This window comes from Dickeya sp. Secpp 1600 (assembly GCF_003049805.1).
Classification (GTDB): domain Bacteria; phylum Pseudomonadota; class Gammaproteobacteria; order Enterobacterales; family Enterobacteriaceae; genus Dickeya; species Dickeya fangzhongdai.
Genome location: NZ_CP023484.1, coordinates 816,342 through 838,782, shown reverse-complemented (window position 1 = coordinate 838,782; position 22,441 = coordinate 816,342). Strand labels below are relative to the sequence as shown.

Annotated in this window: 21 protein-coding genes and 1 pseudogene; 11 read left to right on the top strand and 11 right to left on the bottom strand. The window is 58.1% G+C overall.

What is annotated here, in order from left to right; genetic code table 11:
• Positions 1-4 precede the first annotated feature (4 nt).
• Positions 5-1,219 carry an MFS transporter gene (locus CPA59_RS03895; protein ID WP_038917930.1) on the bottom strand — a complete coding sequence of 405 codons (1,215 nt, stop codon included), beginning with the start codon at positions 1,217-1,219 and terminating at the stop codon, positions 5-7.
• 182 nt (positions 1,220-1,401) lie between these two features.
• Between CPA59_RS03895 and CPA59_RS03890 the strand changes: the two genes are divergently transcribed.
• Positions 1,402-2,325, top strand: a complete 924-nt coding sequence (locus CPA59_RS03890) for a LysR family transcriptional regulator (RefSeq protein ID WP_100848974.1) — start codon at positions 1,402-1,404, stop codon at positions 2,323-2,325.
• 90 nt (positions 2,326-2,415) lie between these two features.
• Entirely contained in the window at positions 2,416-3,519 is a 1,104-nt protein-coding gene (gene mltB, locus CPA59_RS03885) for a lytic murein transglycosylase B (RefSeq protein WP_038920800.1), read from the top strand.
• 383 nt (positions 3,520-3,902) lie between these two features.
• On the opposite strand, the gene iolB is transcribed toward mltB, so the two are convergent.
• From iolB to iolG, 8 genes are all read right to left on the bottom strand, one after another.
• The gene (iolB, locus tag CPA59_RS03875) at positions 3,903-4,730 is read right to left on the bottom strand and encodes a 5-deoxy-glucuronate isomerase (RefSeq protein WP_038917928.1); all 828 of its coding nucleotides are present in this window, start codon (positions 4,728-4,730) and stop codon (positions 3,903-3,905) included.
• A 24-nt stretch (positions 4,731-4,754) separates the two neighbouring features.
• A complete protein-coding gene (iolE, locus tag CPA59_RS03870) occupies positions 4,755-5,645 on the bottom strand; it encodes a myo-inosose-2 dehydratase (RefSeq protein WP_038917927.1) in 891 nt (296 codons plus the stop codon).
• Positions 5,646-5,673: 28 nt separating this feature from the next.
• Entirely contained in the window at positions 5,674-7,638 is a 1,965-nt protein-coding gene (gene iolC, locus CPA59_RS03865) for a 5-dehydro-2-deoxygluconokinase (RefSeq protein ID WP_038917926.1), read from the bottom strand.
• Positions 7,639-7,692: 54 nt separating this feature from the next.
• Complete coding sequence (locus CPA59_RS03860) at positions 7,693-8,841, bottom strand: Gfo/Idh/MocA family protein (RefSeq protein ID WP_107758724.1); 1,149 nt, start codon at positions 8,839-8,841, stop codon at positions 7,693-7,695.
• A 17-nt stretch (positions 8,842-8,858) separates the two neighbouring features.
• Positions 8,859-9,893 (bottom strand): ABC transporter permease, encoded by a 1,035-nt coding sequence (locus CPA59_RS03855; protein WP_038668909.1) that lies wholly within the window; start codon positions 9,891-9,893, stop codon positions 8,859-8,861.
• Between the two features lie 16 nt (positions 9,894-9,909).
• Positions 9,910-11,457 (bottom strand): sugar ABC transporter ATP-binding protein, encoded by a 1,548-nt coding sequence (locus tag CPA59_RS03850; RefSeq protein ID WP_049853600.1) that lies wholly within the window; start codon positions 11,455-11,457, stop codon positions 9,910-9,912.
• A gap of 56 nt (positions 11,458-11,513) precedes the next feature.
• Positions 11,514-12,452 (bottom strand): substrate-binding domain-containing protein, encoded by a 939-nt coding sequence (locus tag CPA59_RS03845; protein WP_033111610.1) that lies wholly within the window; start codon positions 12,450-12,452, stop codon positions 11,514-11,516.
• Between the two features lie 288 nt (positions 12,453-12,740).
• Positions 12,741-13,727 (bottom strand): inositol 2-dehydrogenase, encoded by a 987-nt coding sequence (gene iolG, locus CPA59_RS03835; RefSeq protein WP_107758722.1) that lies wholly within the window; start codon positions 13,725-13,727, stop codon positions 12,741-12,743.
• Positions 13,728-13,879: 152 nt separating this feature from the next.
• On the opposite strand from iolG, the gene CPA59_RS22805 reads away from it, so the two are divergent.
• The 8 genes and pseudogenes from CPA59_RS22805 to CPA59_RS23255 all read left to right on the top strand — a co-directional run bounded on the left by CPA59_RS22805 (position 13,880) and on the right by CPA59_RS23255 (position 18,986).
• Positions 13,880-14,143, top strand: a complete 264-nt coding sequence (locus CPA59_RS22805) for a hypothetical protein (RefSeq protein ID WP_123251654.1) — start codon at positions 13,880-13,882, stop codon at positions 14,141-14,143.
• Between the two features lie 306 nt (positions 14,144-14,449).
• The gene (locus CPA59_RS03830) at positions 14,450-15,199 is read left to right on the top strand and encodes an AAA family ATPase (RefSeq protein WP_049842627.1); all 750 of its coding nucleotides are present in this window, start codon (positions 14,450-14,452) and stop codon (positions 15,197-15,199) included.
• Positions 15,200-15,389: 190 nt separating this feature from the next.
• Entirely contained in the window at positions 15,390-15,749 is a 360-nt protein-coding gene (locus tag CPA59_RS22800; RefSeq protein WP_127353470.1) for a hypothetical protein, read from the top strand.
• Positions 15,750-15,784: 35 nt separating this feature from the next.
• Complete coding sequence (locus tag CPA59_RS03825; protein WP_049854527.1) at positions 15,785-16,036, top strand: hypothetical protein; 252 nt, start codon at positions 15,785-15,787, stop codon at positions 16,034-16,036.
• Positions 16,036-16,329 carry a 2Fe-2S iron-sulfur cluster-binding protein gene (locus CPA59_RS03820; RefSeq protein ID WP_071605154.1) on the top strand — a complete coding sequence of 98 codons (294 nt, stop codon included), beginning with the start codon at positions 16,036-16,038 and terminating at the stop codon, positions 16,327-16,329. Before CPA59_RS03825 ends, CPA59_RS03820 begins: the two co-directional genes overlap by 1 nt.
• Before the next feature lie 8 nt (positions 16,330-16,337).
• Positions 16,338-17,003 (top strand): hypothetical protein, encoded by a 666-nt coding sequence (locus CPA59_RS03815; RefSeq protein WP_159077921.1) that lies wholly within the window; start codon positions 16,338-16,340, stop codon positions 17,001-17,003.
• A 678-nt stretch (positions 17,004-17,681) separates the two neighbouring features.
• Positions 17,682-18,464, top strand: a pseudogene (locus CPA59_RS23260) (PAS domain-containing protein); the annotation flags it as partial.
• Between the two features lie 78 nt (positions 18,465-18,542).
• A complete protein-coding gene (locus CPA59_RS23255; RefSeq protein WP_225622676.1) occupies positions 18,543-18,986 on the top strand; it encodes a methyl-accepting chemotaxis protein in 444 nt (147 codons plus the stop codon).
• A gap of 209 nt (positions 18,987-19,195) precedes the next feature.
• On the opposite strand, the gene CPA59_RS03805 is transcribed toward CPA59_RS23255, so the two are convergent.
• The gene (locus CPA59_RS03805) at positions 19,196-19,717 is read right to left on the bottom strand and encodes an NUDIX hydrolase (RefSeq protein WP_100850405.1); all 522 of its coding nucleotides are present in this window, start codon (positions 19,715-19,717) and stop codon (positions 19,196-19,198) included.
• Positions 19,718-19,847: 130 nt separating this feature from the next.
• On the opposite strand from CPA59_RS03805, the gene sbmC reads away from it, so the two are divergent.
• A complete protein-coding gene (gene sbmC / locus CPA59_RS03800; protein WP_038917919.1) occupies positions 19,848-20,309 on the top strand; it encodes a DNA gyrase inhibitor SbmC in 462 nt (153 codons plus the stop codon).
• Between the two features lie 195 nt (positions 20,310-20,504).
• On the opposite strand, the gene iolD is transcribed toward sbmC, so the two are convergent.
• Entirely contained in the window at positions 20,505-22,436 is a 1,932-nt protein-coding gene (iolD, locus tag CPA59_RS03795; RefSeq protein WP_107758720.1) for a 3D-(3,5/4)-trihydroxycyclohexane-1,2-dione acylhydrolase (decyclizing), read from the bottom strand.
• Positions 22,437-22,441: the final 5 nt, after the last annotated feature.

Here is a 22,441-nt window from a genome sequence, read left to right as displayed (position 1 = left end):
AACGTCAAACCTGTGCCGCCATATCGGTTTTCACCGACGGGCGCGTATGAATAGTCAGGCTCACCACCGCCGAGAACGCGGCTGCCGCCATGAGAAACAAAAACGCCGAGGGATAGCCGAAATACTCCACCATCGCGCCAATGACCAGCGGCGCAATAAACCCGGCCGCCTGACCGCCCACGTTGATCACCCCGATGCCGGATCCCACCATGCGCGAAGCCAGCACCTTGGTCGGCAGCGCCACCGCGATTGCCAGCACGAACGATTTGAAAAAGTAGGCGCAGGACTGAGCCACCACCACGGCGGTGATGGTCGACGCGCTGTACATCAGATACAGGAACAAGGCGGTCAGCAAGGCGCAGCCCATCAGCATCACCCGCTCGCGGCCATCAAAGAAACGGGTCATCACCCAGCCGCCGCAGGCGGTCGCCACTCCGGCCATCACGTAGGGGATCGGCAACAGCACCCCCACCGCTTTCAGATCCAGATGGCGTTCGGTCATCAGGTAAATCGGCATCCAGGAGTCCAGCCCCTTGTTGATCAGGCTCAGACCGAACCAGACCGCCGCCAGCCGCCATAACAGCGGATTTTTCATTACGTCGCGCCACTCCGCACCGCTCAGGCGTTCCGGTTCATCGGACACCCATGCTGGTTTGGCGCTGACGGTCAGGGTATATACCAGCACGAAGGCGATGCCGAACAGGCCAATCACCATGAATGCATGACGCCAGCCCAACGCCAGAATCAGCGGCGCGATCAGCAACGGCGCAATCATGCTGCCCACATAGTTGGAAGACATCAGCAGCGAGGTCATGCGCGGCTTATCACTCGGAGGGAACTGCTCCGCCGCATTCTTGACGGAAGCGGAAGGATAGGCGCCTTCCCCCACCCCGAACAGAAAACGAATCACCAGTAACGCCGTCAACGACCAGGCGATGCCGGTCAGGAACGTAAACAGCGACCACATGGCGATCGCCATCGCTACCACCACCCTGGCGCCAAAGCGATCCGCCAGCCAGCCGCCGGGCAACTGCATCAACCAGAAGCCGAAATAAAAAGCGCTCAGCACCAGCCCAACCTCGCTAGGCGACAGCGACAGCTCTTTCGCCATCTGCGTCGATCCCATACTCAGCACCACGCGATCGATAAAAGCCACGCACCAGCCGATATAAAGCAGGAACAGCACCCAATATGATTTTTTTCTCGTGTAATGCCCCATCTGTCCTGATTCCCCCTGTGTGATGTTGTCATTGCCTGAAGCCAGTGCGTTCTGCGACGCTTTTTCCCTGTGCCGGCAACCCCTCCTGATTGCATACTAGACACCCGCCATCCATACTGCTATTTCAACTTTTTCACCACCTCATTGCCGAAACGGCAAACTTCAATCATTGAGGGAGTCGCATGACCGCTCGCTATCTGCAGGACACCGCCCTGCGCTATTTTCTGGAAGTGGTGCGTTGTGGTTCCATTAGTGAGGCCGCCTTGCGACTCAACGTGGCGGGTTCCGCCATCAGTCGCCAGGTCAGTGGGCTGGAAGACCGGCTCAACACCACGCTGTTTGAACGGCGGAAAAGCGGTATGACCCCCACCGCCGCCGGAGAACTGCTGGCGGCTTACGCCTTTCGCAATCAGTTGGAAACCGAGCAAGTGACGCAGGAAATCCGGGAACTGCAGGGCTTGCGCCGCGGCGACGTACGCATTGTCTCCACGGCGGGATTTAGCCTGGATTTTATTCCGATGGCGATCGCCTCGTTTCGCCAGCATTACCCCTATATTCGTTTTCAGTTGCTGGTGGCGACGGCCGAAGAAGTGGCGCGCCGGCTGAATGAGGGCGAAAGCGACATCGGGCTGACGTTCAGTCAGATACCAACCGCCAACATTCATGTCGCCTACCGGCTGCACTCGCCGCTGGTGGCGGTGATGCAGCGCTACCATCCGCTGGCGGAGAAATCGAGCCTGCGCCTGTCGCAACTGGCGGGTTATCCGCTTGGCGTGCCGGTTCGCCACATCCTGACCCGGCGGCTGTTCGACGCCTGCTGCAGCCGTCAGGGGTTGCTGATCGATCCGGCGTTTGAAACCACCTCCATCAGCGCCCTGCTGGCGTTCGCCCGTTACTGCGACGGCGTAGTCATTTCCACCGAGTTGGTGGTGCGGCAATACCTGAAGGATCACGATATGGTGGCGGTGCCGATCACCGGCCAGGATCTAAACGGACTCAACATCGAACTGAACACGCTGGCAGGCCGCACGCTGCCGAAAGCGGTTTCCGCGTTTACCGATCACCTGATTCAGATCATGGAGCAGGAACAGCAGCCGGAAGCATAACCCAACGGACCCACAATTCGGTTTTTTCCCTATGGACGTTGCGCTACCATGACCGCCACGTTGTTTTTGACTGAATTATATGGATATCTGATGCGTCGCCTGGTTGCTGTTTTTCCGCTGTTGCTGGCGCTGTCCGCCTGCAGCAATAAATCCGCCGAGCCCACCGGGGCTGAAATTATCGGTACGCCCGCCGCCACTGCTCCCTCCGGCGGTTTTCTGTTATCCCCCGCCCACGCCGGCGGTCTGCTGACCAGCGGCGATTTCGCCAACAGCCCGGATGTGGACCGTTTCGTGGACAAAATGGTGCGGCAGTATGGCTTCGAACGGCAGCAACTGCACGACGTGCTGGCGCAGGCGCAGCGGCTGGACTGGGTGATCCGGCTGATGGACAAACAGGCGCCGTCGCCGTCAACGGCAACCCCCTCCAACATTCCCAACGGCGCCTGGCTGCGCTACCGCAAGCAGTTCATTACCCCGGATAACGTGCAGAACGGCGTGGCGTTCTGGAACCAGTATCAGGACGCGCTGGATCGCGCTCAACAGGTTTACGGCGTACCGCCGGAGATCATCGTCGGTATTATCGGGGTGGAAACCCGCTGGGGCCGGGTGATGGGTAAAACCCGCATTCTCGATGCGCTGGCGACGCTGGCCTTCGCCTACCCGCGCCGCGCCGAGTATTTCAAAAGCGAGCTGGAGTATTTCCTGCTGATGGCGCGGGAAGACGGTTTTGACCCGCTGTCGCTGCGCGGCTCGTTTGCCGGCGCGATGGGCTACGGCCAGTTCATGCCGTCGGCGTTCAAGAAATACGCGGTGGATTTCAACGGCGACGGTATTCCCAACCTGTGGGACCCGGTCGACGCCATCGGCAGCGTCGCCAACTACTTCAAATCGAACGGCTGGCAGCCTAACGGCCAGGTAGCGGTGACCGCCAGCGGTCAAACCTTCGCGCTGGAAACCGGCTTCAAGACCCGCTACTCCCTGTCGACGCTGGCGGCAGCGGGGCTGCGCCCGAGTGCCGCACTGGGCGGCTATCAGGAAGCCAGCCTGCTGCGCCTCGACATGGGCAGCTACTACCAGTTCTGGTACGGCCTGCCTAACTTCTACGCCATCACCCGCTACAACCACAGCGTGCACTACGCGATGGCGGTGTGGCAGTTAGGGGAAGAAGTCAGAAAAGCGCGGCAGGGGTACTAAACCTGAGTCCAACTGCTGACAAACCCTTTAAGTACAGGGTGAAAGGGTTTTCCGGCGTCAAAAACTGTGCTGAGGTGGACGACTTCGCCGGGTGAGCCGCATGGACGCGGCGAAAGCCCGTGCCGCGTCTGGAACGCGTCACGGGCGGCCCGAACAGCGAAGGCGAACGCCGAAGGGACCGCGAAGCGGCGCAGTTTAGCCCCCAAGCCAGTGGTCAAGGAGAGGCGGCGCTGAGCCTCTCCTTGTCGTGCGTGCGATGAAATGGCAAAGAAACGGCTCTGTTCATTCCGCACGAAACCATTCACTGCCCAGACAGACTTCACCATACCAAACAACATGACCAGTTGGGTTGGCAACCCGGTTTTATCTGCACGATAAAAACCTCACCCGCTGTGCTTTGCCGCGTATTCCGCACTATTCACCCACTGGTGGTCCTGCTCCCAGCTAAAACGCCACTGGCGCACCGGCCCGGCCATCACGTTGAGGTAGTAGCTGTCGTAGCCCGCCAGCGTCGCCACCGGATGATAACCGCGCGGCACCATCACCACGTCCCGGTCATACACCGCCATGCATTCGTCCAGCGAGCGATCCTCGGTGTAGACCCGTTGCAGGCAGAACCCCTGCGGCGGGTTGAGCCGGTGATAGTAGGTTTCTTCCAGATACGTTTCCTGCGGCGGGTTGTCCACATCGTGCTTGTGGCTGGGGTAAGAACTGGTGCAGCCCTCGTCGGTGTAGACCTCGACCACCAGCAGGCTATCCGCCACCTTGTCCTCCGGCAGGATGTTGTGCACGAAACGGCGGTTGCGCCCGCTGCCGCGCGCTTGCGCGCCGATATCCTGCGGGGCGATCAACCGGGTGGGATGATTGCTCCACCCCGGCGCGGCGCATACCGCCAGTTCCAGCGGCGTATCGGCGGTGACGGTCACCGTTTCTCCCGGCGCGACGTACACCGCCCAGGGTTTCTTGCGCTCGAACGGGTTCATGCGATCGCCGATATGCTCAAACCGCGCCTGCGGCGTCGCCACCGTCGCCCGACCGCCCACCAACACCAGACAGCGCTCCTCGACCACCGCCGGTAGCGCCAGCGTTGCGCCGGTCGACAACTGGTAAACCTCAAACCCGACATGACGCCAGCCCGCGCGAGCCGGGGTAATCTGCTGGATACGACCTTGCTTATCCGGCGCATGATAACGGGACAGTAATTCAGACATCGCCCACCTCCCTGCCTGCAACAGTCAGATCAGACCCGCGTCGCGGGCAAACCGCTGCAGATTGTTGAACCCCAGCGTGGCGTAAGTCAGCGGATGCGCCACCGCCGGGTCCTGTTCGGCTTCCACGACCAGCCAGCCCTGATAATCATGCGCTTTCAGCAGCCGGAACAGCGACGGATAATCGACGCAGCCGTCGCCCGGCACGGTGAACACGCCGCTCAACACCGCATCCAGAAAACTGGTTTTGCGGTTTTTCACCTCTTTCAACACCTCGGGGCGAATGTCTTTACAGTGCACATGGTTGATGCGTTGCACCCAGCGCTGCGCCACCGCCAGCGGGTCGGCGCCGGCAAAGGTCAGGTGACCGGTATCCAGCAGCAGGCCCACTTCCGGCCCGGTGTGGGTCATCAGTTGATCCACGTCGTCGGCGGTTTCAATCACGGTGCCCATATGGTGGTGATAGGCGATTTGCACGCCCTGCTGCTGGGTATAGCGGGCGAATTCGCTGAGCTTGTCGCCGTATTCCTGCCAGCGCGTCGCCGGAAAACGCGGGCGCAGATGCACCGGCGTACGCTGATCGCCATGCACCGCGCCGGTCACTTCGGCGAACACCAGTACGGTGGCGCCCAGCTCGCGCAGCAGGTTAAGGTGATCCTGCACCGCGGCGATCTCGTCTTTTACCGAACGGGTCAGCAACTGGCCGGAATACCAGCCGGAAACCAGACTCAGCCCATGTTTTTTCAGAATCGGCCCCAGCACGCCGGACTGGCGCGGGAACTTGTTGCCCAGTTCGAACCCGGCGAAACCGGCCTGACGCCCTTCGCTCAGGCAGGTTTCCAGCGGAGTTTCCGCCCCCAGCGACGGCAGGTCATCATTGGTCCAGGTCAGCGGATTGATACCCAGTTGAACAGTCATTCTCGATTCCCTCTCATAATAAATGGATTTAGCCGCGTTGACGCCACAGGGCGATCAGTTGCAGGTAGTTATCTTTGACGTCGGCGATCAGTTGCCGATCGTCGATATCGCCGCGCAGCCACTGCTGCGCCGGCTGCGCAAACAGCGTGCGCCCCACCGCGAACCCTTTCACCACCGGTTGACCGGCGGCGGCGTTGAACCCCTGACGTAATATTTCGATCGGCGCGTCCAGCCCGAGGATCACCACGCCGCGGCAGTGGGGATCGCGCTCTGCCAGCAATCGCTCCAGCCGCTGCCAGCCGTCGGCGGACAGCGGCGGCAGTTTCCACCAGTCCGGCCGGACGCCGATGTTGTAGAAACGCTGGATCGCCCGCAGGTAAAGATCATCGCTGCGCGGCATGTCGGCGGGCAGAATCACCTCCAGCAGCAGTTCGTGGCCGGACTGACAGCAGGCGCGATACACCTCGCTCACCTGCCGTTCCTGCGTCAGCCGCAACGGGCTGTCGTCTTCCGGGTGGAAAAACACCAGGCACTTCACCACATGCTCCAGCGGCCAGCTCACCAGTTGCGAGCCGATGTTGCCGTGCTCCAGCACCAGCGGGCGCGAACCCGGCAGTTCGATCGGGCGACCGATCCACCAGCCTTGCCCGGTAATGGTATTGAGCGCGTCCTGCCCGAAGGTGCCATCGCATAATAATCCGGCTTTGCCGGGCGATAATCCGGCCTTGCCGGACGGCAATCCGTCTTTACCCGATGATGATCCGGCGCTCTGTAGTCCGGCCTGCTGCGCCGCCTGCTGGCTGGCCTGCAAAATCAACTGCTTAAGCGCTGGGATCCGGCGGCGATCGGCACCGCAGGCCAGCGCCATCTCCTCCAGTTGGCTGCGGTGATCAAAGGCGATCACGCACAGTTCTTCCCAGCGCTGACGGCGGGTGGTGACGCGATGTAAATGGTTCAGTTCCGGGTCCAGATCCGGCCGCGGCACCGCATGGGCGCGCGCCAGATAGTTATCCAGCTCGATGCGGCTCGGCATCGCCGGGGCGCAGCCGTGGCGAGACACCACCAGCGCGCCGCAGGCGTTGGCGTAAGCGCAGGCTTTCTCCCAGCCCTCGCCGCTCAGGTAGCCACGCAGCAGACCGGACATAAAGGCGTCGCCCGCCCCCAGCACGTTGAGCACTTCGACGCGCACGCCTTTGACGGTAATGCCCTCATCCAGCGACGCCGGAATGTCGCCGGTGAACACCGAACAGCCGAGCGGACCGCGCTTGCACACCAGCTCCGCCGCGGTATGCGCCCGCACCTGACGCAGCGCCTGTAGGGTGTCGGTGCTGCCGCCGGCGATATGAAACTCCTCTTCGGTGCCGACGATCAGATCGAACAGGTTCAGCACCTGTTGCAGTTGCGCCGTTACCGCCGTTGACTCGATGAAACGGGTTTCGCCGTCGCCTAACGAAGTCAGCCCCCACAGCACCGGCCGGTAGTCGATATCCAGCACCGTTTTCACGCCGTGACGACGGGCGTAACGCAGCGCAGTCAGCACCGCCTCGCGGGTGTTCGGGTGCGACAGATGGGTGCCGGTGATCGCCAGACAGCGCGACGAGGCGATGTAATCCTCGCTGACGTCCTCCGGCGTGATCGCCATATCGGCGCAGTTATCGCGGTAGAAGATCAGCGGAAAGGTTTCCCGATCCTTGATGCCGAGCAGCACCAGCGCGGTCAGGCGCGTCGGATCGGTTACCAGATGACTGGTGTCGCAGCCGACCTGCTGCAACTCTTCGCGCAGAAAGCGCCCCATGTGCTCGTCACCCACCCGCGCCAGCATTGAGGAACGCAGCCCCTGCCGGGCGGTACCGTAGGCCACGTTACCGGAAGAGCCGCCCAGGTATTTGGCGAAACTGCCCATGTCTTCCAGACGCGCGCCGATCTGCTGACCGTACAGGTCCACCGCCACGCGTCCCATGCAAATCACATCAAACTGCTTTTCCGTACTCATAACGCCCATTCCTGTCAGTCAAAAAAGGAAATCGACAACACGTCGGCACGACCGTTATCCCGCTTCATGCACTGCCACCTCATGTACCGCCACCCAGCGCGCGGCCTGATGCGACAGCACGATGGCGTCCAGCACCCGGGAGACGCGCCAACCTTCGTCAAAATCGGGCCACAGCGGACTCCCGGCGGCGATGCCGTCGATCAGGTCGCGCACCTCGACGGTTTTCTGATCGTTAAAACCGATGCCGTGCCCGGCGCTGGCGCAGAACGCGGCGTACTCCGGGTGCTGCGGCCCGATCAGCAAAGTCTGAAACCCCTGTCGGTTGACCGGGTCGTCATGCCGGTACAGTTTTAGTTCCGCCATGCGTTCCTGAGTAAAACTGATGGCGCCGCGGGTGCCGGTGATGACATAACTCAGCCCCATCTTGCGTCCGCATGCCACTCTTGACGCCTCGATCACCCCGCGCGCGCCGCTGGCGAAACGCACCATCGCGTGCGCCTGATCCTCGTTTTCCACCGCCACCCGGTCGGCGCTGCCCGCGCTCACCGGCCGCTGCGGCACCACCGTCTGCAGATCGCCGCACACCTCGGTGATGTCACCCACCAGGTAGTGCGCCATATTGACGATGTGCGCGCCCACGTCGCCCAGCGCGCCCAGCCCGGCGGTGTGCCGGAAGCAATGCCAGTCCGCCGGTTTCAGCGGGTCGGCCAGATAGTCTTCGTTATGGGTGCCGTAGAAATGGGTCACTTCGCCGATCTCGCCGCGCGCGATGATCTCTTTCGCCAGTTGCGCCGCCGGGTTCTTCATGTAGTTGAACCCCACCAGCGTTTTTACTCCGGCCTGACGGGCGGCGTCCGCCATCGCACGCGCGTCGGCGGCGTTGAGCGCCAGCGGCTTTTCCGAATAGACGTGTTTGCCGTGGCGAATCGCCGCCATCGCCATTTCCTGATGCAGAAAATTAGGCGCGCAGATATCCACCACGTCGATAGCCGGGTCAGCCACCAGTTGATGCCAGTCGCTGGTGAAACGGGCGAAGCCCAGTTCCCGCGCCCGCTGCTTTGCCAGCTCCGGCGAGACTTCCGCCAGCATCTCGCACACCAGTTGCCCCTTGAGCGGGTACACCACCGGCGCCTGCGCATAGGCGATGGCGTGGGCGCGGCCGATGTAGCCGGTGCCGATCAAACCGATTCGAACCTGTTTCATGCCTGTCGCTCCCTGTGTCAGATGGCGCCGCGTCGGCTCTTGGCGTAGGTATCGAACGCTACCGCCAGCACGATGATGAGCCCGGTGATGATCTGCTGGTAGTAGGCCGAAACGTTCATCAGCACCAGCCCGTTAATCAGGATCCCCATGATGACGGAGCCGATGATGGTGCCGCTGATGCGCCCGTAACCGCCCATCAGCGAGGTGCCGCCAATCACCACCGAGGCGATCACCCGCAGTTCGAACGAGATGCCCGCCACCGCTTCGGCGCTACCCAGCCGGGCGCTGAGGATGAACCCCGCCAGACCGGCCAGCGCGCCGATCACCACGTAGACGCTGACCAGTACCCGCTGCACGTTGACCCCGGCCAGCCGCGCCGCCTCGGTGTTGCCGCCGATGGCGTAGACGAAGCGCCCCCAGCGGGTTTTATGCAGCGCCAGCCAGCCTACCAGCGCCACCAGTGCGAAGATCCAGATCGGGATGGAGATGCCGAGCAAATCACCCCGCCCCCACCAGCGGTAACCGGGGTCAAACCCGGCGATGGGCGCGCCGTCGTTGACAACCAGCGTCAGGCCACGCCAGATGGTCATGCCGCCCAGCGTGACGATGAACGGCGACAACCGCAGACGGGTAACGCCCAGTCCGTGCAGGAAACCGATAACGGTGCCCATCGCCAGACAGATGCCCAGCCCTACCAGCCAGCTCATGCCGCCCCAGGCTTGCGCATCGACGGTGGTGAAATTATCGCCTTTGATCACGTAGGCGGCGGTCATGGCGCACACCGCCAGAATCGACCCAACCGACAGGTCGATGCCCGCGGTTAGGATCACGAAGGTCATCCCCACCGCCATGATGCCGTAGATGGACACCTCGGTGAGGATGTTGGTGATGTTGCGTTCGGTCAGGAAGTTGCTGTTCTGCGACTGGAAAAAGATCAGCAGCAGGATCATGAAAATGAACACCCCGAAACGCTCGAAGAAGGCGATCGGGTCGATGCGTCCCCGGCCGTTAGCCGGCGCCGGCAGTTTGGTACGGGATAAGGGTTGCTGCATGCTCATGGTATCTCCGTTATGCGGCCTGTGGTGCGTCATGGCAGATGGCCATCAGGGTCATCAGCCGCTCTTCCGTGGCGTCATCGCCGTGCAGTTCGCCGGTGATCCGGCCTTCGCTAAGGGTGATGATGCGATCGGAAATCGCCATCACCTCCGGCAGATCGGAGGAAATCACGATCACCGCCACGCCCCGTTTCGCCATATCGAACAGCACCTGATGCACTTCGGACTTGGTGCCGACGTCGATACCGCGCGTCGGCTCATCGACGATCAGCACCCGGGGGTTGAGCGCCATACAGCGCGCCAGAATCACTTTCTGCTGGTTGCCGCCGGAGAGCTTGCGCACCTCCTGCTCGCTGTCCACCATCTTGATGCGCAACGCCTGCCGGTAGGATTCGATCAGGTCGTCCTCGCGGCGGGTGTCGACGAAGTAGCGCCAGCGCAGCAGCGACGACAGGCTGGAAAGCGACAGGTTGTTGCGGATCGACAAGCCCAGCACCGCGCCCTCTTTCTTGCGATCTTCCGGCACCAGCGCAATGCCCTGATCGAGCGCGTGCAGCGGATCGACCGGGTGATAGGCCTGGCCGTCAAGCCAGAATTCGCCGGAGGTAAACGGGTCGGCGCCGAACAGGCAGCGCGCCACCTCGGTACGGCCGGCGCCTACCAGCCCGGCGATGCCGAGGATCTCGCCCGCGTGCACCTGAAAACCGATGTTGTCGAGCGCGATGCCGTGCGGATCGAGCGGCGGTTTTTCCCGGCACAGCCCTTTCACTGCCAGCCGCACCGGTTTGTCCTGATGATGGGTTTCCGACGGCGGGCGACGGCTGAACACCACGTCGCGCCCGACCATCATGCGGATGATGCCCGCCACGTCGATGTCGGCCACGTTGCCGGAGCCGGTGTAACGGCCGTCCTGCAATACGGTGAAGCGGTCGCACAGCTGGAACACTTCGTGCAGCCGGTGCGTCACATAAATCACGCTGACGCCGCGCGCTTTCAGCTCACGCACCACCCGGTGCAGGCTCTCCACCTCGCTATCGCTCAGCGCGGCGGACGGTTCATCCATCACGATCAACCGGGCGTTGAGGGTCAATGCGCGGGCGATTTCCACCATCTGCTGCTGCGCCACGCTCAGCCGCGCCACCTGCGTGGTCGGTGATATGTTCAGTTGCAGGTACTCCAGCACCGTGCGAGCTTCCTGATTGACCGCCTGCGCATCGACAAACAGCCGGCTGCGTTGCTGTTCGCGGCCGAGAAACATGTTTTCCGCCACCGTCATGTTGGGCAGCAGGTTGAATTCCTGATAGATGGTGACGATGCCGCGGTTCTGCCGTTCTACCGGCGAGTCCTGCGGCGACAGCAGTTCGCCGTTGAAGCGGATATCGCCGCTGGTCTGGGGTTGCGCACCGGCCAGCGCCTTGAGCAAGGTGGACTTGCCGGCGCCGTTCTCGCCCAGCAGGGCGTGGATCTCTCCCGGTAGTACCGTCAGTTGCACTTTATTGAGCGCCCAGACGCCGGAGAAATTCTTGGCCAGATCGGTAATGTTCAGTAAGGGTTCAGTCATGGGATGGCCCTCGTTGCGCACCGGCCGCCGGGCCGGTGCGTGAGTGGTATGTCCGCTTATTTGCCCGCTTCGCCGATACGTTCCGCGTCGTTCAGGTTGTCTTTGGTGATCATGGTCGGCGGGTAATCCGCGCCGGTGATCGGCGACTTGGTGCGAATATTGTTGGTCAGTTGGGTCATCGCCTGCGTCACCGCGTAGCCGGGGCGTTGATCGGCGGTCACCGACAGCCAGCCGTCACGCACGCGGGCCAGCGCTTCCGGCACCGCGTCAAACCCAGTCACCATCACTTCGCCCGGTTTCAGCCCCTGACTTTGCAGCGCTTCGATCGCCCCCAGCGCCATGTCGTCGTTGGCCGACAGAATCACCTGCGGACGCTTGGGCAGCGACGGCAGCACGCTTTCCACGATGCGCATCCCTTCGGAACGCATCCAGTTGCCGGTCTGATCCGCCACCAGGCGATACTTGCTGCCACCCGCTTTCAGGCTGTCGCGGATACCCTGGGTGCGTTCAATATTGGACGATGAACCCGGTTGTCCGGTCAGCAGCACGATGTCGGCGCCGTTCGGAAAGCGCGCTTTGACGAAATCGGCAATCGCCTGACCGCCCTTGTAGTTGTTGGCGCCGAAGTGCGGCACTTTCTTGTCGGTCTTCACCGAGCGGTCCAGCGTCACTACCGGCAGTTTGGCGTCCTGAATCTCCGTTACCGCGCCCGACACCGCGTTGACGTCATTAGGCGACACCACAAAACCTTGCGCGCCGCGGGTGATGGCGTTTTCCAGATCCGCCACCTGTTTCGGGGAACTGCCCTGGCTGTCCAGCACCTGCAGGTTAACGCCCAGTTCTTTGGCGGCCTTGACCGCGGTACGCTGCATGTGAACTTCAAATGGCATCGCCAGATTAGGGGTACTGAACACAATCTGCTCGTTCTGGGCCTGCGCCAGACCGGACGACATCGTGAAGGCCATCGCCGCGGCCATGATGGTTATCTTTTTCATGGTGTTGTCTCTGCATCAGTTGGGTGTAAATTATCCCCGTCATACTTCAAGTTACCGATGCGTTGGCTTTATTACTCGGCCCATCCCTGGGCCTCGCCCTTCGGGCCGCAGCGAGCTGCGTTCAAATCTGCTCCCGGCAGATTTGTCGCTCACCCCAGTCACTTACCGATGTAAGCTCCTGGGGATTCACTGCGTCGCCGCCTTCCTGCAACTCGAATTATTTAGGGTATAAACGTCAGGTCATGTTGTTATGTCAGGGGCCGCCGCCGTGCCGGCCCTCTGGTTATGTCAGAGCGAAATAGCGCGCCCCTTCGCCAGCGATTCCAGCGCTTTGTCGGCCAGATACAGCGCCCGCTCGCCGTCGACGCCGCTGCACTCGGGCGGGGTACGCCCGTGCAGCACCTCGACGAAATGACGCCATTCCGCCGCGTAGGCATCGCGGTAACGCTGCAGGAAAAAGTGTTCCGGTTTGGCGGCGAGGCACCCCGCGTCGCCCCAGTGTTCCACCTGATTTTCACGGATGTTGCCCGCGCTCAGCACGCCGAGCTCGCCGTGCAGCTCCAGGCGCTGGTCGTAGCCGTAGCCGGAGCGGCGGCTGTTGACGATGGTCGCCATCGCGCCGGAGGCGAATTTGAACACCACCAAAGCGGTGTCGATGTCGCCGGCCGCGCCGATGGCCGGGTCCACCAGATTGCTGCCCTGCGCAAACACCGACACCGGCTCTTCGCCCATGATGAAACGCACCATGTCGAAATCATGGATGGTCATGTCGCGGAACATGCCGCCGGACACACGCACATACTCCGCCGGCGGCGGCGATGGGTCGCGGGAGATAATCATCAGCGATTCGGGCTTGCCGATGCGTCCTTCGCCCGCCAGCGTTTTCACCCGGCGAAACTGCGGGTCGTAGCGACGGTTAAAACCGACAAACAGCGGCACCTGCTGCTGCTCCACCACCTTCAGGCAGTCGCGCACCCGGGCGATATCCAGATGCACCGGCTTTTCACAGAAGATGGCTTTGCCGTGGCGGGCGGCCAGTTCAATCAGGTCGGCGTGGGTATCGGTGGCGGAGGCAATCAGCACCGCGTGTACCGCCGGGTCGGCCATCGCCTCGTCGACGGTTTGCAGACGGGCCTGATATTTATCAGACAGCGCCCGGGCGTTGGCGGGGTTGGGATCCACCACCGAATAGAGGCAGGTTTCCCGATGTTCGGCGATATTGACGGCATGAACCTGGCCAATGCGGCCGGCGCCCAGTAAAGCAATGTTAAACATGGCTACTCCCTCGATACCGCGGGGTATCACTGGTTGGTTGTAGGGGTTCAGGGTCTGTTGTGCTTTTAGAGTAAAGACAATAAAACGTTTATTTCAATTTCAGTAAAACTGGAAATTATGTTTTTGCGCGCCAGCTAACATTTTGGTGACATATGAGCAAAATAGTGTTAGCACAATCACGAAACCGCGGCCGGGTCGTCAGCGCGTTGCAGGACGAAAAAAAACGTAATCAAGGCATGGAATTAGTAAACAAGGATGACGTCGTGTCTTGCGGCTGGCGCGCAGATAAAGCGGCCGGAGCACCTGCGGGCATCACCGCCCGGCCGTCCCCGGCAGCGAATAAAAATGAAATAAATATTTCAATAGCTGCCTCTGTTGCAGCGCAGCAAGAACCTCAGCACCATATTTTTTCATAGGAATAACGGTTCTCCTGAAAATAACGGTTTCCCTAAAAACAACGTTGATCTTGATAATGATAACCATTACTATCTGTGTGGTTGTTGGTTTTAGCGACCATGCATCGCCTCATAAAAAAACAAACGAATGATATTGCCTGCGGTTTAACAAAACGGTTCACCAGCATTGCATACCGCCCGGGAATAAAGGCATTGGAATAATTGACCCACTGTGGTAGTGAATAGCTGTAGTAGCAAATAGCTATGGTGGTAAATAGCTATGGTGGTAAACAGTTGTGGGCAGTCCATGGCAGGAAATGACGCAGAATGATTTCGACTCAATACATCAGCCGTATCTCTCTTAATCGCGATAAGGTGCCATCATTTGACCTTTATCCGTTTTCTATTCCAGCGATTCATTCGTTTGACTTTATTGACCCCCATCCCAAGGTTACTTTTTTTATTGGCGAGAACGGCGCCGGAAAGTCAACGCTGCTGGAAGCCATTGCCGTATCAATGGGGTTTAACCCCGAAGGCGGCACCCGAAACTTCAATTTCAGCACACGGGCGTCGCATTCAGAATTATCGAATTACCTGAGAATCGCCAAAGGCGTACCTCGTCCCCGTAATGGATTTTTTTTTCGTGCCGAGAGCTTTTTTAACCTTGCCTCCGAGATCGAACACCTTGACGCCGAACCGTCTTTCGGCCCGCCGGTGATTAATTCATATGGCGGCCACTCCTTGCATGAGCAGTCGCACGGCGAATCTTTTCTCTCATTAATGATGAACCGTTTTGGCGGCAAAGGGCTGTATCTGCTCGACGAACCGGAAGCCGCGCTGTCGCCGGCCAGGCAGTTGGCGATGCTCGCCAGAATGCATGACCTGATTCTGGATGATTCCCAATTTATTATCGCCACCCATTCGCCGATTCTGCTGGGTTACCCGGACGCATTAATCTATCAGTTTGATGGCGATAGCCTCTCCCAGGTGAATTATAAAGACACGGATCATTATCAAATCACGCGTTCGTTCCTGAACAATCCTGAAAAAATGCTGCAGGAGTTAATGAAGAAGTAATAGAAAAGCCATTAAAACCACGTAGTGCATTCAGTTGCCTATACACCATTAATGATCATTGCATCCATAAAGTCATGGAGGAATATCAACGACCGAATTTTAAAAAAACCATATGAAATCACACAGAATCATTCTGATTTAACAAATCAATGAAATTGTACTTCTGAGGGCATCTTTAAAGGAATAATAGATGATCAATCTATCTATAAAAAGAATATTATTTACTTCAACGTTATTAACCATGACCTTATTTTATCAAAACATAAGTATCGCCGATGGAGATATAAATGCAAAATTGACATACAAAAATGAGCGTGAGACAATAAAAAAATTAGCAAATTATTCCAGAGTCAGCGCATCATGCGCTATTAAAAAAAATAAAATAGTGCCAGACTCGGCCAGCAGCACGCTGAATTCAAGCATGGGAGATAAGAAAGACCGATGCATACAAGAATGTTTATATACATTACCAACTGGCTCGTTTGATGGCGGCTCCTTTCACAGCTGTATGGCTGAGTGTATGGGAATGATCCCCATGTGTGATATTTAATTTCTATTTAAAAACAAAATTATGGAGTCATAACCATGTTCATTTCAGACAAAGACGTCGCCAGGAAAGTCATTAATAAATCATCGGCACTCATCACTTTAATTGAAAAAGAACTGACCGATCTGGGAAGTCAGCTGCCAGAAGAAGAATATAACAACTGCAAACGTATCGCAGGCGAGCTCCTTTATACCCTGTGTATGAACGTTTTAAATGAAATCTCCATTGATCACCCTGACTTAAAGCCAAAAGGATTTACCGTTTACGTTCAAAAGGAGGAGAACAAATAATGCCGATTTATCATATAAGCATCATGAGCTGTGGAACAACGAAGACAATAAAATGCAGCGATGACCAATATATACTGGATGCCGCGGAGCAAGAAGGAATACAACTGCCCTACAGTTGCCGGGCCGGCGCATGCTCGTCATGCGCATGCAGACGTTTAACTGGACAATATGATGACTCTGATCAGTCTTTTCTCGATGAAAGCCAACGGGGACAATATATACTCCCATGCGTCACCTATCCACAATCTGATATGTTTATCATGTCTCATGCCGAGGAGGATTTGACCTCATGAACAGGAGAATGTTCATCATATCCGGGTTAGCGTTAGGGCTTTATGGCGTCACGCATCGAACGTATAGTGCCCTAACGAAAAAGCCCATCATAATAAATACCGCACTCATTAACGACGAGCAGCAAATTATCGGCAGGCTGGATAAATTTCTCTTTAAAAAGGGGCAATGCAGTTTTTCAGACTCGAAAGGCTGTATCCCTGTAAAATTCATTTTGCGTTTTTTTGAAAAAGACACCATGAAGCCGCTGACTGGCGCTAAAGTAGGGCTGTGTCTTTCTGATGCGTTCAAAGCACAAGGGAAAACGCCTTCAGTAAATAATACGTGTAATGCAACATGGGCAGAGGTGACGGAGAGCAATCATTTGGAATTTGCCACCCACATCCCCAAAATTACGCTTAAAAAAGACCGACTCATGAACCCCATCGATTTTATCATCAGAAAAGAGGATAAATTCTCGATATCCAGATTTAACTTCTCGAATGATTTTCTGCAAACACGGAGAGATCTACATACGGAGGTTAAAAATGGCGTATATACCCATACATTAACCGATCGGGCACTGGAAGTTTATGGTCAGGACGTTGATAGTGCGGTAGCGGAGTTAGTGCCTGAAATGATGAACGGCTATTTTCACGTCGCGATGGATTTTATTGTCGAAGATCTTAATTCATAGCGGTATGAATGGCGGTGAAAAAATAGGGGGATGCTATTGCCTCCCCCTCCGACTAATACCACCAATGTCACCAATGCCACCAATGCCAGTGCAGCGATGAGTGATGCGGCAGGAAAACCGGCATCACCGAATAAGGTTCTCGTAGCCCAACAACCGGGCGCTTCTGTCGAGAGAACGGCAGGCAGAGCCTTACAGAGGCGTCATGTCCTCATCATCAAGGCATCGGCATGAAATAAAAATTTTACTGATTACCGTGCATCATGAAGACCGCGCCGGGAAAAACCGGTGCAGTAATCCCCCGCTGAATGCCGTCATTTCGATGCTAACGCCAGAACGGGCACGCGCCTAACGCACTGACGGACTGGGTCACCGGGCGCTGGCAAAGCCGGGGCGGTCGATAAATCGCAGGAACCGCATTCGGCGCGATATGGCGCGGCCCAGTCGGACAACGCCTGAAACGAGCCCGTTAACGCGGCCCACTCGGCTAAAACGGTATGACCCATCAAAAATGAATAAAACAGCATTAGGGGCTGCCATAAATCCAAATCTGCACTATTACTTTCTTATCAGCTCCACATCATTTACCCGTCATGCTTCAGGTTGCAGGCATGCTGCCCTTCCTGCAACCCGAATTACTTAGGGCATAAAAAGGTCACTGGTATGTTTCCGGTATAGGGGATGGCGATGTTTGGATTATCAAAAGTGCTGAGCACAGAAGGAAAAAAGATTACGGCATCGAAGGCAAGCACGTCGGAACAAGATATGAATGCGATTAAGCAAAGCATCGCTTATATCGAATTTCTGCCTGATGGCACCATTCTTTATGCCAACCCGATTTTCCTCGACCTGCTTGGTTATACGCTGGATGAAATACAGGGCGAGCATCATCTTATATTTTGCGACCCGCACTACGTATCCACGGAGAATTACCGTATATTCTGGCGCCGACTGGCCAGCGGCGAATCCTTTTCCGGCGTATTCGATCGCTATAACAAGCAACACGATAAGTTCTTCCTGAGAGCCACCTATTTCCCGGTAAAAAACCGTAATGGCGAGGTAGTGAAGGTCATCAAACTGGCGTCCGACATTACCCAGAACCATCAGGCGCTGGTGGATAAAGACGCCATTCTCTCCGCCCTGCACCGTTCACTGGCGGTGATTGAATTCACCCCGGAAGGAAATATTATCTGGGCCAACGATAACTTCCTGAAAACCATGGGCTATAGCCTGGAAGAAATACAAGGCCAACACCATCGGATGTTCTGCTACGACATGTTTTACCGGGAAAACCCGCGCTTCTGGGACAAGCTCAATAACGGCGAGTCGTTCGTCGGCCGTTTTGAGCGCAAAACCTCGCAGGATGAGCGGGTCTGGCTGGAAGCGAGTTATAACCCGATTCTCGATGCTCACGGCAACGTGTACAAAGTCATAAAATTTGCTTCCGATATCACCACCCGAGTCGAAAACGCCAAACGCATCGCGGATATCGCGGTCACCACGTCGGAACAAACCTCGCAAATCACCTACAATGCCAGCGAGGTGCTGACGGAAACGGTCAACAATTCCGAACGGATTACCGCGCAGGTCAAGTCGGCATCGGAAATCGGCGCCAGCCTGAATGAGCATGCCAAGAACATCAGTGCGATTATCAGTACCATCGACGCTATCGCTTCCCAGACCAACATCCTGGCGCTGAACGCGGCGATTGAAGCCGCGCGGGCCGGCGAGTCCGGGCGCGGTTTCTCCGTGGTGGCGGAAGAGGTACGAAAACTGGCGATCTCCACCTCGACGGCGACGCAAAAGATCACCCATATGGTTGAGGACAACGCCCGATTAATCGAACAGATGTACCAGCAACTGGATCAAATTAATCAATTCTTAGGGGATGAGCGAGAGAAAATACACGATCTGTCGCGCGGCTTTAGTGAAATTAACAGCGGCGTGTCCGCGTTTGTTGATGTGATACATAAATTAAACGTGTAATTCAGCTACGATTCCGGCGGCTTATTTTTATGACCAGACAATAAATAATCTCCAGATCATTATTTTGGCGATCATATAAATATGACCCGGCGTAAAATACGCCGCCGGTTTTTAACGTTATCGTTTGTTAATGCTATCGTTTGTTAATGCTATCGTTTATTAATGCTATCGTTTGGAGCGCATATATATTGAAGGGACTGCTTGAAGCGTTATTCATCCCAGACTTCGAGCGGTTCATCAATTATGCGACCGGCTATAAGTGCATCGGCATGACGTGGAAGGGTGATGGGATAGAACGTTTCTTGCGACACCCTTAATTCGCCCAACGGCCACCACTGATAGCGAAGGTGGTCCTCACGTTCGAACGGTTCTCTATAACGCTCATCAATGGTTTGAGGCGCTATCTCGATCCTGGCACAACAAATCGCCTCATGCTGCAGGCGGCGCTCTCCGCGGTAGGTATAGAGGACGTCCCGCTTCCATAGCGGTGAGCTTACGGACGAGGCTGAGAGGGTGATTCCCGTTTCCTCGTAGAGTTCGCGTATCACTGCTTGTGTGATCGATTCGCCCGCTAAAACGCCGCCGCCGGGCAGTTCCCAGGATTCTAAAAACGCCGGATTGCTGGCGTCCCGAGTGCTCAGGAGAAGAACGCGGTTTGAACCGTCAATAAGCAGTACACGCGCAGCGAATCGCTCTTTACGTCCACTGAGGTTCTTTATCGACTTCGGCATGGCTATCAATCTCGTTAATTTGTCCCACAATGGGATCTTACACGGTATAGCTCGATGAAACATGCCGCTATCATGCCCTCAGCCGGTAACACCGATAAATACACAGTCATCATCTTCGTAAGGATCAGATATGGATTACAACGTTCAGCATGTGAATAAACGCCATGCGGCCGGGTTCCATCTGGTGGGCCCCTGGGAACAAACGGTGCCGCAAGGATTTGAACAACTGATGAAATGGGTGGACGAGCACGCGGTACAGCCGCTGGAATGGATTGCGGTTTATTACGGCAACCCGCAAGAAACCCCGCCGGAAAAACTGGCGGCGGATACCGTGGTAAGCGTGACCGCTGAGTTTCGTCTGCCCGCCAACAGCAGCGGGGCGATCGCGACGGAGATCGCCGCGGGGCGGTACGCGATTGCCCGCGCGCGCGTATCCGACGATGATTTCGGCCTATCGTGGCAGGCGTTTTTTGCCGCGTTACTCGGCGATGGTAACACCGTCGACACAACGCGATCCTGTTTCGAGGTCTATCTCAATGACGGTTATAGCGACGGCTACTGGGATATCGACATGCATATTCCGATTCAGTGACGCATAGCACGTGGCATGCCTCAGCCGTATTGATAGCGGCATTGATACGGATATAGCAGCATTGATATGTAGTAGCGGCGATATGTAGTAACGATGAGAGTAGTAACGATGATGCGCATCTGCGCCCGCGAAGAAATCATCGTGAGCGCAGATGCCGCTAAACATGCCGCCTGAAAGGTGTATTCGTCATCAGCCCTAATACTGCCGTGCTTTCGCGCGTTGTAATTGCACCTCGCGCGCCGCGGTTTCAATCGCCGGGTTGTCCGCCACCTGCGCGGTGCCGGTGTTCCACCAGGCGTCGTAGCCGTGGGTCATGGTTTTCGGCAGCACTTTGATATCCAGCAAGCACGGGCCGGGGTGCGCCTGCGCCTCGCGCAGCGCCTGCAATAACGACGCCTCGTCCCGCACCGTCCATGCCCGACAGCCGTAGCTTTCGGCGTTGCGGGCGAAATCCACCGTCACCAGCGAACCGGTCAATTTGCCGCTGTCCCGATCGCGCCGCCGGTTCTCGGTGCAGAAACTGCCCATCCCCTGACTCATCTGCAGGTTGTTGATACAGCCGAACCCGGCGTTGTCGAACAGCAGCACGGTAATTTTGATGCCTTCCTGCACCGCGGTTTGCAGCTCGCTGTGCAGCATCAGGTAAGAACCGTCGCCCACCATCGCGTATACCGGCTGTCGCGGCGCCGCCAGCCGCGCGCCCACCGCCGCCGCGATCTCGTAGCCCATGCAGGAGTAACCGTACTCCAGATGATAGCTGTCCGGCGTTTTCACCTGCCACAGCCGTTGCAGGTCGCCGGGCAGCGACCCGGCCGCGCCCACCACGATGGCGTCGTCTTCCAGCGCGTCGTTCAACAGCCCCAGCACGCGGGTTTGCGTCAGACGAGTGCCAAGCGTCTCGCGGTACTCGGCCAGTTGCGCGTCCAGATGTCCGGCGATTTCCAGCCCCTGCCCGTCTTCGTCGCGCCGTTCAAACAGCCGCTGACGCTCTCGTTGCCAGTCGAGACGGGCCTGCGCGACCTCATCGCCCCAGCCGCTGCGATAGCCCTGAGCCTCCAGCGCCTGCGCCAGTTGCGTCAACCCTTCGCGGGCGTCGGCGATCAGCGCGACGGCATCCAGTTTGAACGCGTCGAACTCCGCCACGTTGAGCAGCAAAAACTCGACCTGCGGATGGGTAAACAGCGATTTGGAGGCGGTGGTGAAGTCGGTCAGCCGGGTGCCGACGCCAATCACCAGATCCGCCTGCGCCGCCAGCCGGTTCGCGGCCTGCCCGCCGGTCACGCCGATGCCGCCGGCGTTAAGCGGGTGCTCCGACACCAGCGCGCCCTTGCCCGCCTGGGTTTCGCCAAACGGCAGATTAAAGCGCTCGGCAAACTGGCGGAAAGCATCGTGCGCGCCGGCATAACGCACCCCGCCGCCGCAAATCAGCAACGGGCGGCGTTTGCGCGCCAGTAATGCCGCCGCCTGCGCCAGCCGGGCGCTATCCGGCGGACGGCGTTCCAGATGATGTACCCGCCGTTGGAAGAACGCCGCCGGGTAATCCCAGGCTTCCGCCTGCACGTCCTGCGGCAGGCACAGCGTCACCGTGCCGGTATCCGCCGGGTCGGTCAGCACCCGCATGGCGTTGACAAGCGCGCTCATTAGCTGTTCCGGGCGGCTGATGCGGTCCCAGTAGCGCGACACCGGCCGCAGGCAATCGTTGGTGCTGATGGTGGCGTCATGATACTGCTCGATTTGCTGCAACACCGGGTCGGGCTGACGGCTGGCGAACAGATCCCCCGGCAGCAGCAGCAGCGGAATGCGATTGGCGGTGGCGGTGGCCGCCGCCGTCACCAGATTGGCGGACCCCGGCCCCACCGAGGTGGTCACCGCGTACACGCGCCGCCGCCGGTGCTGTTTGGCAAAACCCACGGCGATGTGCGCCATGCCCTGCTCGTTGCACCCCTGATGCACCTGCAGGTGCCCGGCATCCTGCTCCAGCGCCTGCCCGATGCCGAGCACGTTGCCGTGCCCGAAGATGGTCATCACCCCGGCGAACAACGGCGTTTCCTCGCCGTCCACCTGGAGATACTGCTGATTGAGAAACCGGACCAGCGCCTGCGCCATGGTCATTTTCAACGTGTCCATCGTTT